The sequence below is a fragment of the Pseudomonas sp. BIGb0164 genome, from assembly GCF_024810135.1.
GTDB lineage: Bacteria > Pseudomonadota > Gammaproteobacteria > Pseudomonadales > Pseudomonadaceae > Aquipseudomonas.
In genome coordinates this window covers 256678-269684 of sequence record NZ_JANUEA010000010.1, presented here as the reverse complement: position 1 = coordinate 269684, position 13007 = coordinate 256678, and the positions used below count along the sequence as shown (strand labels likewise).

The following is a 13007-nucleotide window of genomic DNA, read 5'->3' as shown; positions in this document are numbered from 1 at the left end:
GCTGCGTTCACCTAATCATTTTTTAGTTCAAGGCTGCAAGTTGTGCGACGGTTTCTGGGAAGCGCGCCACCAGCCGAATCAAAGTGACCGCCTGGGCATTGGGCTTAGCGCGGCCTTGCTCCCAGTTTTCCAGCGTGCGTGTGTTGGTGCGCAGGTACATGGCAAACACCGAGCGGGAGAGATTGAGCTGCTGGCGCACGGCGACCACTTCCTCGGCGGTGAGTGGTTCCAGCTTGTTGAGGTGAACCTTGTGGGTACGCAGGGTGATTTTGCCTTGGCGTTCGTCCGCCAGCGCATCGAAGCCTTCGACCAGTTCGGAAAAGATTTCACGTTTCATGATGTGTTCTCGCTTTGATTTCCCTGTCCAGCATGTGTTTAAGCGCTTTTTTGTGCTGTGGCGTCAGGTCGTCCTGTTCGTGTTTGCCGTACAAGGTGAACAACCAGAACTGCGTACCACCCGACCACCAGTAGTCAATGACCCGAAGGCCACCACGCTTGCCTTTGTTGCGTCGCTCATCGACGAAGCGAACCTTGCGCAGCCCGCCTGTGCCCTCGATCACGTCTCCTGCTTCCGGGTTTTTCATCAACGCCTGTTGAAAACCCTGGAAAAGCTCGTCACTCAGATAATCCCTGCGGTGCCGCTCGAAGGCCGGCAATTCGATAAATAGAGCATCCATGTTCTGTACGTAGCCTGCGTATAGTTTGGTGGCCCACTCGTGATGGGTCAAGTGACCCTGCTGTGGGAACTTTCCTAAAACGCAAACACCATACGACGCCCTCCGGCGGGCAGATGCCAGATGAATAGGCAGTCGGGAGAGGACATTTCTGCGTTTGTAATGAGCAGGCTTGCCCCGCGCGGCGGTGTATCAGGTGACGCGGTGCGTCAGGTAGATCGCGGCGCGGGGCAAGCCCGCTCACTACAACGGTATATTCTGTGGTGAGCGGGCTTTGTTGTTCCCGGGAATGCAAAACGGCGCCCGAAGGCGCCGTTTTGTTTTCTACGTTGTGCTAAGCGATCAAACGCCCAACACCGCGTGCTGCACCAGGGTGAGCAGCGGTTGTGGGTATACGCCCAGGAAGAACGCGAGCAGGGCGATGGCCAGGAGCATCACGCCGCCTGCCTTCTGTTCCCAGTGCAGCTCGGCGTCCACGCGACGCAGGTTTGGCTCGATCAGGTACAGGGTGACCATCACGCGCAGGTAGTAGAACACGCCGATGGCGCTGCCCAGTACCAGGGAGGCGACCAACCACCACTCGTGGGCTTCAACACCGGTCGCGACGATGTAGAACTTGCCGATGAAGCCGGCAGTCAGCGGGATACCGGCCAGGGACAGCATCATCACGGTCAGTACGGCAGTCAGGTACGGACGGCGCCAGAACAGGCCGCGGTATTCGTACAGGGCGTCGGCGTCACGGCCTTTGAATGGCGAGGACATCAGCGTGATCACGCCGAATGCACCCAGGCTGGTGATCACGTAGGTCACCAGGTACACGCCCATGGCTTCCACGGCCAGGCCTTTGCTCGCCACCAGGGCGATCAGCAGGTAGCCGAAGTGGGCGATGGACGAGTAACCCAGCAGACGCTTGAGGTTGTTCTGGGTCAGGGCCAGCAGGTTGCCGAACAGGATCGACGCAATGGCGATCACGGTCAGCACGGTGCTCAGCACGCCGGTATTGGCGGCAGGGGAGATCTGGAACAGACGCACCATCACCGCAAACACTGCAACCTTCGACGCAGTGGCCAGGAACGCAGCCACCGGCGCCGGGGCACCTTCGTACACGTCCGGGGTCCACAGGTGGAACGGCACCAAGGAGAGCTTGAACGCCAGGCCGATCAGCATCATGGCCAGGCCCAGTTGGGCAATCGGCGCAGGCATGCTGGTGGCGGCCAGGGCGTGGCCGATACCGGTGAAGCTCAGGTTGCCGGCTTCGGCATAGAGCAGGGCCATACCGAACAACAGGAACGCGGAACCGGCCGCCGACAGCACCATGTACTTGATGCCGGCTTCCAGGGAGCGCTTGTTGAAGAACGCATAGGCCACCAGGCCGTAGGTCGGGATCGACAGCAGTTCCAGGCCGATGAACAGGCCCGCCAGGTGCTGTGCGCTGACCAGCACGATGCCACCGGCCGCAGCCAGCAGGATCAGCAGGTACAGCTCTTCGCGGTTGCCTGGGTAGCCGGTGCCGCCTTCGCCGAGGTAGGCGTGGGCGAGGGTGACGCAGGCCAGCGTGGCCACCAGAATCAGCGCGATGTACAGCAGGGCGAAGTCATCGACCATCATCAAAGGCGTGACCGCCAGTGGCGCGACCTTGAGGGCCGGGATGATCGACAGCAGGGCCAGGTTCAGACCGGCACAGGACAGCAGGAACGTTTGCGAGTGATTGCGGCGCCAGGCGATCGCCAGCATCACCACCACGATGGTGAGGCTGGTAATCAGCAGCGGCGCAAGCGCGATAAAGTGTTGGATCGTGAATTCCATAGCGCTCTTACCGGGCCGAAGCGAGTTGAGAGAAGGCGGTGCCGAACCACTGCTGCACGCCATGCATCGTTGCGGCAGAAGTGTCCAGGAACGGTTGCGGGTACACGCCGATGTAGATCAGCAGGACCGCAAGGCCGAGCACCATGATCAGTTCGCGAGCGTCCATCCCTTGCAGGACGGTGTCGGACTTGGCCGGGCCGAAGTAGGCGCGGTGGATCATGATCAGCGAGTAGACCGAACCGAACACCAGGCCGGACGTGGCGATGGCGCTGACCCATGGGGTCTGTACGAACGCGCCCATCAGGATCAGGAACTCGCCGATGAAGTTACCGGTGCCCGGCAAGCCCAGGGACGCGGCGGCGAAGAACAGGCTGATCGCCGGCAGGTAGGCGATACGCGACCACACCCCACCCATTTCACGCATGTCACGGGTGTGCAGGCGCTCGTACAGCTGGCCACTCAGGATAAAGAGGGCAGCGGCCGAAACACCGTGGGCCAACATCTGGATCACCGCGCCTTGCAGCGCCAGTTGGCTGCCGGAGTAGATGCCGATCAGTACGAAGCCCATGTGGGAAACGGACGAGAAGGCAATCAGACGCTTGATGTCGGTTTGTGCGAAGGCCAGGAACGCACCGTAGAAGATCCCGATCAGACCCAGGGTCATGGCGATCGGCGCGAACTCGGCCGAGGCATTCGGGAACAGCGGCAGGGCGAAACGCAGCAGACCATACGCAGCGGTCTTCAACAGGATGCCCGCCAGGTCCACGGAACCTGCAGTCGGCGCCTGGGCGTGAGCGTCAGGCAGCCAGGAGTGGAACGGCACCACCGGCAGCTTCACCGCGAACGCGATGAAGAAGCCCAGCATCAGGATGTACTCGGTGGTCAGGGACATTTTGGTCTTCAACAGGTCGGCGTAGTTGAAGGTGATCACGCCGGTGTTGTTGAAGTTGACCAGTACCAGGCCCAGGATCGCCACCAACATGATCAGGCCGGAAGCCTGGGTGAAGATGAAGAACTTGGTCGCCGCGTAGATCCGGGTTTTCTTGCCGTCCGAAGAACTGTGACCCCAGAGCGCGATGAGGAAGTACATCGGCACCAGCATCATTTCCCAGAAGAAGAAGAACATGAACAGGTCGAGGGCGAGGAACACGCCGACAACGCCGCCCAGGATCCACATCAGGTTCAGGTGGAAGAAGCCCACGTGACGCTGGATCTCTTTCCAGGAGCAGAGTACCGAGAGGATACCCAGCAGGCCGGTCAGCAGGATCATCAACAGCGACAGGCCGTCGAGGGCCAGGTGCACGTTGATGCCGAAGCGCTGGATCCACACGTGCTTGAATTCAAGCGCGAACGTTGGATCGACACCCGGTGCCGGAGCAAATGAATAGTCGCCATGGGCCCACAGCCAGAGGCCGAGCGCGAGTTCCAGGGACATGGTCAGCAACGCAATCCAGCGGGGGAGGGTGGCGCCGAAGCGTTCACCCATCCAGCAGAGCAGGCCGCCGATGAAGGGGATCAGGATTAGCCAGGGCAGAATCATGACAGGCTCGTTTCCTTTCGCAAGTTCGCAAAGTTGGCAATGTTCATAATCAGACCGCTACCACCACGATGGCGCCAATCACCAGAACGGCACCGGCCGCCATGGAGGCTGCATACCAGCGCAGTTGGCCAGTCTCGCTGCGGCTCAGGGCGGTGTGACCGGCCTTGGCGGCGCGCGGGATCAAACCGATGGTCTGGTCGAGCGGGTCTTTGCGCAGTACGTGGCTGATGGCCAGGTAAGGCTTGACGAACAGTTTGTCGTAGATCCAGTCGAAGCCCCAGGCAGCGAACCACCAGGCCGACAGGAAGCGGCCAATGCCACTGTTGGCAACCGCCGTCACGAAGCGACGCTTGCCCAGGAACAGCAGCGCGGCCAGCAGGATACCCGCGATAGCGATGGCGCCCGAGGCGATTTCCAGGCTGTGCTTGGCAGCGCCACCGGCATGGCCGGCGCTTTCTGGCAGCACGCCAGCCAGTGGCGGGGTGATCAGGGCGCCGACGAAGGTCGACAGCACGATCAGTACCGACAAAGGCAGCCAGTGCGAAATGCCGTGGCCTGCGTGTGCTTCGGTCTTGGCTTCACCGTGGAAGGTGATGAAGATCAGGCGGAAGGTGTACAGCGAGGTCATGAATGCCCCCACCAGGCCTGCGTACAGCAGGTTCTGGTTACCGCTGGCAAAGGCTTCCCAGAGGATTTCGTCTTTCGAGTAGAAACCGGCGGTCACCAGCGGCAGGGCGGCCAGGGCGGCACCACCGACGATGAAGCTGGCGTAGGCCAGTGGCAGTTTCTTCCACAGACCGCCCATCTTGAAGATGTTCTGCTCGTGGTGGCAGGCAACGATCACCGCACCGGAAGCGAGGAACAGCAGGGCCTTGAAGAAGGCGTGGGTCATCAGGTGGAAGATCGCCGCGTCCCAGGCGCCAACGCCCAGGGCCAGGAACATGTAGCCGATCTGGCTCATGGTCGAGTAGGCGAGGATACGCTTGATGTCGGTCTGCACCAGCGCGGCGAAGCCGGCCAGTACCAGGGTCACGCCGCCCACCAGGCCTACCAGGTGCAGTATTTCCGGCGCCAGGGTGAACAGGCCGTGGGTACGTGCGATCAGGTAGACACCCGCCGTTACCATCGTTGCCGCGTGGATCAGTGCGGAAACAGGGGTAGGACCGGCCATCGCATCCGCCAGCCAGGTTTGCAGTGGCAGTTGCGCGGATTTACCGACAGCGCCGCCCAGCAGCATCAGGGTGGCCAGGGTGATCCAGAAGTCGCCAACCTGGAATTTCTGCGGTGCCAGCACCAGCAGTTCCTGGATGTTCAGCGTGCCCACCTGTTGGAACAGGATGAACAGGCCGATGGCCATGAACACGTCACCGATACGGGTCACGATGAAGGCTTTGAGGGCGGCGTTACCGTTGTTGCGGTTGCTGTAGTAGAAACCGATCAACAGGTACGAGCACAGGCCCACGCCTTCCCAACCGAAGTACAGGAACAACAGGTTATCGCCCAGCACCAGGAACAGCATGCTGGCGATAAACAGGTTGGTGTACGAGAAGAAGCGCGAGTAGCCCGCTTCACCGCGCATGTACCAGGACGCGAACAGGTGGATCAGGAAGCCCACACCCACCACCACGCCGAGCATGGTGATCGACAGGCCGTCGATGTAGAGGGCGAAGTTGGGCTTGAAGCCCTCCACCGACATCCACTGCCACAGCACGAGGGTGTAGTGGCCGCCTTCCGGCGGCGCCACGTTGAATTGCCAGATGACGTAGGCGGCCACGATGGCCGACAGGCCAATGGAACCCACGCCCACCAGGGCCGAGAGGTTTTCCGACCAGCGCCCGCGAGAGAACGACAGCAGCAGGAAACCGATCAGGGGGAATACGAAAGTCAGAAAGATCATGTTCATCCGCGCATCTCACTGGCAGCGTCGATATCAAGCGTGTGGAAGCGACGATACAGTTGCAGCAGGATCGCCAGGCCGATACTGGCCTCGGCGGCTGCCAGGCTGATCACCAGGATGAACATGACTTGTCCATCCGGCTGGCCCCAACGTGCACCCGCAACGATGAAGGCCAGTGCGGCGGCGTTCATCATGATTTCCAGGCTCATCAACACGAACAGAATGTTACGGCGAACCATCAGGCCGACCAGGCCAAGGCAGAACAGGATGCCGGCGACCGCCAGACCATGCTCCAAAGGGATAGCAGGCATCGTCATTGCTCCTTGGCTTCGTTGCGGCCCAAGTGGAAGGCGGTGACGGCTGCAGCGAGCAGCAGCATCGACGCCAGTTCGACCACCAGCAGGTACGGGCCGAACAGGCTGATGCCCACGGCCTTCGCGTCTACGGTGGTGTGGCCGATGGCCTGGCCGCTCTGGTGAGCGAACAGTACATACAGCAGTTCACCCAGCAGCAGGGCTGCCAGGACGACCGGGCCGAGCCAGATGCCGGGCTTGAGCCAGACGCGTTCCTGGGCGACCGAAGCCGGCCCCAGGTTGAGCATCATCACCACAAACACGAACAGCACCATGATGGCGCCGGCGTAGGCGATCACTTCCAGCACACCGGCGAACGGTGCGCCGAGGCTGAAGAAGGTCATGGCCACGGCGATCAACGAAATGATCAGGTAGAGCAGGGCGTGCACGGGGTTGGTGTTGGTGATCACGCGAAGCGTGGACACCACTGCAATACCGGACGCGAAATAGAAAGCGAATTCCATCTTTCTTCCTTAAGGCAGCAAGCTCTTCACGTTGATCGGCTCGGCTTCGTTTTGTGCGGCGCCTTTTGGCTTACCGGCAACGGCCATACCTGCAACACGATAGAAGTTGTAATCAGGGTTTTTACCGGGACCAGAGATCAGCAGATCTTCTTTCTCGTACACCAGGTCCTGACGTTTGAACTCGGCCATCTCGAAATCCGGCGTGAGCTGGATTGCGGTGGTCGGGCAAGCTTCCTCGCAGAGGCCGCAGAAAATGCAGCGCGAGAAGTTGATGCGGAAGAAGTCCGGGTACCAGCGACCGTCTTCGGTTTCAGCTTTCTGCAGGGAGATGCAACCCACCGGGCACGCCACGGCGCACAGGTTGCAGGCTACGCAACGCTCTTCGCCATCGGGGTCGCGGGTGAGCACGATGCGGCCGCGATAGCGCGGCGGCAGGTACACCGCTTCTTCCGGGTATTGCAGGGTGTCGCGCTTGCGGAAGCCGTGGCCGAAAACCATCACCAGGCTTCGCAACTGGGTACCGGTACCCTTAACGATGTCGCCAATATATTTGAACATGGGTCAAATCCTCACTGAACCGCGCCCGCTGGCGTGTTCAACAACACAACGGCAGCAGTCACCAGCAAATTGATCAGGGTCAGCGGCAGGCAGAAGCGCCAGCTGAAATCCATCACCTGGTCGTATCGTGGACGCGGAATGGAAGCGCGCAGCAGGATAAACAACATGATGAAGAACGCGGTCTTCAGGAAGAACCAGAAGAAGGCCAACTGCGGCAGGATGCCGAACGGACCGTGCCAGCCGCCGAAGAACAGCGTGACCAGCAGGGCCGAGATCAAGATGATGCCGATGTATTCGCCAACGAAGAACATGCCCCATTTCATGCCGGCGTATTCAATGTGGTAACCGTCGGCCAGTTCCTGTTCCGCTTCCGGCTGGTCGAACGGGTGACGGTGAGTCACGGCGACGCCAGCGATGAAGAAGGTACAGAAGCCGAAGAACTGCGGAATGATGAACCACAGGTTCTGCGCCTGGTACTCGACGATGTCGCGCATGTTGAACGAGCCGACCTGCACCACGATGCCCATCAGCGCGAGGCCCATGAACACTTCGTAGGACACGGTCTGGGCCGAGGCGCGCAAGCTGCCCAGCAGGGCGAACTTGTTATTACTCGACCAACCGGCGAACAGCACCGCGTAGACCGACAGACCGGCCATGGCGAAGAAGAACAGCAAGCCGATGTTCAGGTCCGCCACGCCCCAGGTCGGGGTGATCGGGATGATCGCGAAGGCGATCAGCAAGGCGCTCATGGCCACGACCGGTGCCAGGGTGAAGATCACCTTGTCGGCAAACGGCGGGGTCCAGTCTTCCTTGAAGAACATTTTGAGCATGTCGGCAGCGATCTGGAACATGCCGAACGGGCCAACGCGGTTCGGACCGTAACGGTCCTGCCACCAGCCCAGCAGGCGACGTTCGACGAAGCTGAGCAGGGCGCCCGCGACGACCACGGCCAACAGGATCACGACAGCCTTGAGGACCGCAATGATCACGTCGATCACTTCAGGGGTGAACCAGGTCATTGCGCTGCCTCCTGCAGACCGTCAACGGTTTTGCCAAAGATGGCCGCTGGGATGCCGGCGAAACCTTTCGGCAGTGCTACCAGGCCAGCGCCCAACGCTTCGTTGATGCGCAGCGGCAGACGCAGGGTCTGGCCGGCCACGTTCAGGCTGAGCAGTGCACCGTCGTTGACGCCCAGGCGGTCGGCTTCGGACTTGGCCAGGGAAACGTAGGCGGTCGGGATGCGCTCTTGCACCGGCGCGGCCTTGGAAGAGTTCTCTTCGCTGCCGAACAGGTGGAAGAACGGCACAACCTGCCAGGTGCCCTGAGCCGGGTTGAACGGACGCGGTACGGCGGCGAACCAGTTCAGCGAGTCACCGGTGCTTTCGATCAGGCGGGTGCCCGGGTCGCCAGCGCGGATGTGACCACCGACTTCGTCCTGGAACTTGTTCCAGGCCTGTGGCGAGTTCCAGCCCGGCGACCAAGCGAATGGCACCTGCTGACGCGGCTCGACCGATCCCGAATAACCTTCCATGGAGAAGGCAAACGCGGTGTCCTGGTCTTGTGGGGTACGCGGTTCGTGCACGCTGATGTTGGCGCGCATGGCGGTACGACCGGAGTAACGCAGCGGTTCACGGGCCAGTTTCATGCCCTTGATGCGGAACGCGGCGGACGGTGCGGCGTCGACGATACGCGCCAGCTGCGGCGCGCTGGCAGCGGCGGCGGCGGTCACGTGGTCGAGCTGGGTCCAGTCGATCGGCTGGTTCAGCAGGGTGGCGCGCAGGGCATGCAGCCAGCGCCAGCCTTCGTGAACCAGGATGCTGGCGTCCATGTACTTCGGATCGAACACCTGGAAGAAGCGCTGGGCGCGGCCTTCCTGGCTGACCAGGGTACCGTCGCCTTCGGCGAAGGTGGCGGCTGGCAGGACCAGGTCGGCACGGTCGCTGGTGGCGGTCTTCTGGTGGTCGGCAACGATCAGCACCTTGGCGGCGTTGAGTGCAGCGTCAACCTTGGCGGCATCGGTGCGGGTGTACAGGTCGTTTTCCAGCACGACGATGGCGTCGGCCTTGCCATCCGTTACGGCTTGCAGCGCGGCGTCCAGGGACTCGCCACCGAGCATGGCCAGGCCAAGGCTGTTGGCTTCCGGCACGACCAGGCTGATGGAACCGTTCTTGTCGCGCAGTTTCAAGGCTTTGGCGATGTTGGCAGCGGCTTCGATCAGCGCCTTGGAACCCAGCGAGGTACCGGCAATGATCAAGGGACGCTTGGCGGCCAGCAGGGCGTCGGCGATGCGCTGGGCCAGTTCAACGGCTTCAGTGTCCAGGCCTTCGACGGCCGGCGCGCTGGCGTCCAGGGCGTGGGCCACGGCGAAACCGAGGCGGGCCAGGTCGTCTGGGGCTGCGTGGACGCATTCTTCGGCGATGTCGTCGAGCTTGGTTTCAGCGATGCTTGCGATAAACAGCGGGTTCAGCGCGTGCTGGCCGATGTTTTTCACCGCGGCGTCGAGCCACGGCTGTACGCGCATCGCGTCGGCCATGTCTTCAGCCTTGCCTTTGACCGACTGGCGCAGCGACAGGGCGATGCGGGCAGCGGTTTGGGTCAGGTCTTCACCGAGCACGAAGATGGCGTCGTGGTCTTCGATGTCGCGCATGTTCGGAACCGGCAGCGGGCTGTCGTTCAGCACTTGCAGGACCAGGCGGATGCGCTCCAGCTCACCGGCTTCGATACCGGAGTAGAAGTGCTCGGCACCCACCAGTTCGCGCAACGCGTAGTTGCTTTCGAGGCTGGCGCGGGGCGAACCGATACCGACGATGTTGCGGCCGCGCAGCAGGTCGGCGGCTTTATCCAGCGCGTTGTCCAGGCTCAGCTTGCCGCCGTTGGCCAGCAGTGGCTGGCGCGGACGGTCCTTGCGGTTGACGTAGCCGTAGCCGAAACGGCCACGGTCGCACAGGAAGTACTGGTTGACCGAACCGTTGAAGCGGTTTTCGATACGACGCAGTTCGCCGTAGCGCTCGCCCGGGGAGATGTTGCAACCGCTGGAGCAGCCATGGCAGATGCTCGGCGAGAACTGCATGTCCCACTTACGGTTGTAGCGCTCGGAGTGAGTCTTGTCGGTGAACACACCGGTCGGGCAGACCTCGGTGAGGTTGCCGGAGAACTCGCTTTCCAGCACGCCGTCTTCAACGCGACCAAAGTACACGTTGTCGTGGGCGCCGAACACGCCCAGGTCGGTACCGCCGGCGTAGTCCTTATAGAAGCGCACGCAACGGTAGCAGGCGATGCAGCGGTTCATTTCGTGGGAAATGAACGGGCCGAGGTCCTGGTTCTGGTGGGTACGCTTGGTGAAGCGATAACGGCGCTCGTTGTGGCCGGTCATCACGGTCATGTCTTGCAGGTGGCAGTGACCGCCTTCCTCACAGACCGGGCAGTCGTGGGGGTGGTTGGTCATCAGCCATTCGACGACACTGGCGCGGAACGCCTTGGATTCTTCATCGTCGATGGAGATCCAGGTGTTGTCGGTGGCGGGGGTCATGCACGACATGACGATACGACCACGGGTGTCGTTCTCGTCGGTGTATTGCTTGACCGCGCACTGGCGACAGGCACCGACGCTACCGAGTGCGGGGTGCCAGCAGAAATACGGGATATCGAGGCCGAGTGACAGACACGCCTGTAACAGGTTGTCCGCCCCATCGACTTCGAGCGCTTTGCCGTCTACGTGGATAGTGGCCATGGTTCAAAGTTCTTCGTTGGCCCGTTGTCAGCGGGCGTGGCTAATGGAATCTTGTTATTCATGTGCATCTACACAGCCGTTAAGGCGTCAGCACATGAGCAGTTGAAGGGCACGCGCCCTTCGCCTGTTTAAGCGTTACGCGCCGACTACGATCGGCCTTGCCAGAGGCGGGACGGCGGCGCTGGTAGGCGCGATGCCGGCTTCGAACTCCGAGCGGAAGTATTTGATGGCGCTGCCCAATGGCTCCACGGCGCCCGGTGCGTGAGCACAGAAGGTCTTGCCCGGGCCGAGGAAACCGACCAGACCCAGCAGGGTCTCGATGTCACCCTCGCGGCCTTCGCCTTTTTCCAGGGCCATCAAGAGCTTCACGCTCCATGGCAAACCGTCGCGGCATGGGGTGCAGAAACCGCACGATTCACGGGCAAAGAACTGCTCCATGTTGCGCAGCAACGAGACCATGTTCACGGTGTTGTCCACCGCCATCGCCAGGCCTGTACCCATCCGGGTGCCGACCTTGCCGATGCCGCCGGCGTACATCTGTGCGTCGAGGTGCTCAGGGAGCAGGAAACCGGTGCCGGCGCCGCCTGGCTGCCAGGCTTTCAAGGTGTAGCCGTCGCGCATGCCGCCGGCGTAGTCCTCGAACAGCTCGCGTGCGGTCACGCCGAACGGCAGTTCCCACAGGCCAGGGTTCTTGACCTTGCCGGAGAAGCCCATGAGCTTGGTGCCCATGTCTTCGCTGCCTTCGCGGGCCAACGATTTGTACCAGTCCACGCCGTCGGCGATGATCGCCGGCACGTTGCACAGGGTCTCGACGTTGTTCACGCAGGTCGGCTTGCCCCACACGCCCACGGCGGCAGGGAAGGGCGGCTTGGAGCGCGGGTTGGCGCGACGGCCTTCGAGGGAGTTGATCAGTGCGGTTTCTTCACCGCAGATGTAACGCCCGGCACCGGTGTGCACGAACAGTTCGAAGTCAAAACCGGAACCGAGGATGTTCTTGCCCAAAAGGCCAGCGGCCTTGGCTTCTTCCACGGCACGGTTGAGGTGCTTGGCGGCGGTGGTGTATTCGCCACGCAGGAAAATGTAGCCACGGTATGTTTTCAGCGCACGGGCGCTGATCAGCATGCCTTCGATCAGCAGATGGGGCAGTTGCTCCATCAGCATGCGGTCTTTCCAGGTGTTGGGTTCCATTTCATCCGCGTTGCACAGCAGGTAGCGGATGTTGATGGATTCGTCCTTTGGCATCAGGCCCCACTTAACACCCGTGGGGAAGCCTGCGCCGCCGCGGCCTTTGAGACCTGCGTCTTTCACGGTCTGGACGATGTCGTCCTGGGCCATGTCGGCGAAGGCTTTGCGCGCCGCGGCGTAGCCGTTTTTGGCCTGGTACTCGTCGAACCATACCGGCTCGGCATCGTCACGCAGGCGCCAGGTCAGCGGGTGGGTCTCAGGCGAACGCTTGATCAGGTTGGCCGGGCCGAAAGATGTAAGGGTCATGGGTAGCCCTCGAGCAATTGGGTCACGCCAGCAGGCTGCACGTCACCGAATGTGTCGTCGTCGATCATCAACGCCGGCGCCTTGTCGCAGTTGCCCAGGCAGCACACCGGCAGCAGCGTGAAGCGGCCGTCCGGGGTGGTTTGGCCCAGGCCAATGCCCAGCTTGTTCTGGATCTCGCTGACCACGGACTCGTGACCCCCGATGTAGCAGACCATGCTGTCGCACACGCGAATGATGTGGCGGCCTACGGGCTGACGGAAGATCTGGCTGTAGAACGTGGCCACGCCTTCAACGTCGCTGGCAGGGATGCCGAGGATTTCGCCGATGGCGTAGAGGGCGCCGTCCGGTACCCAGCCACGTTCCTTCTGGACGATCTTCAAGGCTTCGATCGACGCTGCGCGCGGGTCTTCGTAGTGATGCAGCTCGTGCTCGATGGCCGAGCGCTCGGTTTCACTCAGGGTGAAACGGTCTGTCTGGATAAGCGTGCTGTTCAT

12 protein-coding genes are annotated in these 13007 nt (G+C 61.8%); all 12 read right to left on the bottom strand.

The genetic code is table 11. The features are described 5' to 3' along the window. Positions 1-22: 22 nt before the first annotated feature. Positions 23-337, bottom strand: coding sequence for a DNA-binding transcriptional regulator (locus M2394_RS25255; RefSeq protein WP_178918806.1), 315 nt, complete (start codon positions 335-337; stop codon positions 23-25). After that, positions 327-677: a type II toxin-antitoxin system RelE/ParE family toxin gene (locus M2394_RS25250; protein WP_259174995.1), complete on the bottom strand. Its 351-nt coding sequence runs from the start codon at positions 675-677 to the stop codon at positions 327-329. Before M2394_RS25250 ends, M2394_RS25255 begins: the two co-directional genes overlap by 11 nt. 339 nt (positions 678-1016) lie before the next feature. After that, complete coding sequence (gene nuoN, locus M2394_RS25245; protein ID WP_012724956.1) at positions 1017-2480, bottom strand: NADH-quinone oxidoreductase subunit NuoN; 1464 nt, start codon at positions 2478-2480, stop codon at positions 1017-1019. 7 nt (positions 2481-2487) lie between these two features. After that, positions 2488-4020 (bottom strand): NADH-quinone oxidoreductase subunit M, encoded by a 1533-nt coding sequence (gene nuoM, locus M2394_RS25240; protein ID WP_178918804.1) that lies wholly within the window; start codon positions 4018-4020, stop codon positions 2488-2490. 49 nt (positions 4021-4069) lie between these two features. After that, positions 4070-5923, bottom strand: coding sequence for an NADH-quinone oxidoreductase subunit L (gene nuoL / locus M2394_RS25235; protein WP_017255329.1), 1854 nt, complete (start codon positions 5921-5923; stop codon positions 4070-4072). Continuing rightward, positions 5920-6228 carry an NADH-quinone oxidoreductase subunit NuoK gene (gene nuoK, locus M2394_RS25230; RefSeq protein ID WP_003174727.1) on the bottom strand — a complete coding sequence of 103 codons (309 nt, stop codon included), beginning with the start codon at positions 6226-6228 and terminating at the stop codon, positions 5920-5922. The genes nuoL and nuoK overlap by 4 nt, the downstream gene beginning before the upstream one ends. Positions 6229-6230: 2 nt before the next feature. Beyond that, complete coding sequence (nuoJ, locus tag M2394_RS25225; RefSeq protein ID WP_016974048.1) at positions 6231-6734, bottom strand: NADH-quinone oxidoreductase subunit J; 504 nt, start codon at positions 6732-6734, stop codon at positions 6231-6233. A 9-nt stretch (positions 6735-6743) separates the two neighbouring features. Further along, positions 6744-7292 carry an NADH-quinone oxidoreductase subunit NuoI gene (gene nuoI, locus M2394_RS25220; RefSeq protein WP_003174725.1) on the bottom strand — a complete coding sequence of 183 codons (549 nt, stop codon included), beginning with the start codon at positions 7290-7292 and terminating at the stop codon, positions 6744-6746. A gap of 11 nt (positions 7293-7303) precedes the next feature. Further along, the gene (gene nuoH, locus M2394_RS25215) at positions 7304-8311 is read right to left on the bottom strand and encodes an NADH-quinone oxidoreductase subunit NuoH (protein WP_060755669.1); all 1008 of its coding nucleotides are present in this window, start codon (positions 8309-8311) and stop codon (positions 7304-7306) included. Beyond that, positions 8308-11022 carry an NADH-quinone oxidoreductase subunit NuoG gene (nuoG, locus tag M2394_RS25210; protein ID WP_259174994.1) on the bottom strand — a complete coding sequence of 905 codons (2715 nt, stop codon included), beginning with the start codon at positions 11020-11022 and terminating at the stop codon, positions 8308-8310. Before nuoG ends, nuoH begins: the two co-directional genes overlap by 4 nt. A gap of 135 nt (positions 11023-11157) precedes the next feature. Further along, a complete protein-coding gene (nuoF, locus tag M2394_RS25205) occupies positions 11158-12513 on the bottom strand; it encodes an NADH-quinone oxidoreductase subunit NuoF (protein WP_178918802.1) in 1356 nt (451 codons plus the stop codon). Further along, a complete protein-coding gene (nuoE, locus tag M2394_RS25200; RefSeq protein ID WP_003174721.1) occupies positions 12510-13007 on the bottom strand; it encodes an NADH-quinone oxidoreductase subunit NuoE in 498 nt (165 codons plus the stop codon). The genes nuoF and nuoE overlap by 4 nt, the downstream gene beginning before the upstream one ends.

Bases quoted from the DNA above. Each gene is read 5' to 3' on its own strand.
- nuoN (WP_012724956.1), bottom strand. From the start codon at position 2,480: ATGGAATTCACGATCCAACACTTTATCGCGCTTGCGCCGCTGCTGATT.
- M2394_RS25250 (WP_259174995.1), bottom strand. From the start codon at position 677: ATGGATGCTCTATTTATCGAATTGCCGGCCTTCGAGCGGCACCGCAGG.
- nuoF (WP_178918802.1), bottom strand. From the start codon at position 12,513: ATGACCCTTACATCTTTCGGCCCGGCCAACCTGATCAAGCGTTCGCCT.
- M2394_RS25255 (WP_178918806.1), bottom strand. From the start codon at position 337: ATGAAACGTGAAATCTTTTCCGAACTGGTCGAAGGCTTCGATGCGCTG.
- nuoJ (WP_016974048.1), bottom strand. From the start codon at position 6,734: ATGGAATTCGCTTTCTATTTCGCGTCCGGTATTGCAGTGGTGTCCACG.
- nuoM (WP_178918804.1), bottom strand. From the start codon at position 4,020: ATGATTCTGCCCTGGCTAATCCTGATCCCCTTCATCGGCGGCCTGCTC.
- nuoK (WP_003174727.1), bottom strand. From the start codon at position 6,228: ATGCCTGCTATCCCTTTGGAGCATGGTCTGGCGGTCGCCGGCATCCTG.
- nuoL (WP_017255329.1), bottom strand. From the start codon at position 5,923: ATGAACATGATCTTTCTGACTTTCGTATTCCCCCTGATCGGTTTCCTG.
- nuoE (WP_003174721.1), bottom strand. From the start codon at position 13,007: ATGAACAGCACGCTTATCCAGACAGACCGTTTCACCCTGAGTGAAACC.
- nuoI (WP_003174725.1), bottom strand. From the start codon at position 7,292: ATGTTCAAATATATTGGCGACATCGTTAAGGGTACCGGTACCCAGTTG.
- nuoG (WP_259174994.1), bottom strand. From the start codon at position 11,022: ATGGCCACTATCCACGTAGACGGCAAAGCGCTCGAAGTCGATGGGGCG.
- nuoH (WP_060755669.1), bottom strand. From the start codon at position 8,311: ATGACCTGGTTCACCCCTGAAGTGATCGACGTGATCATTGCGGTCCTC.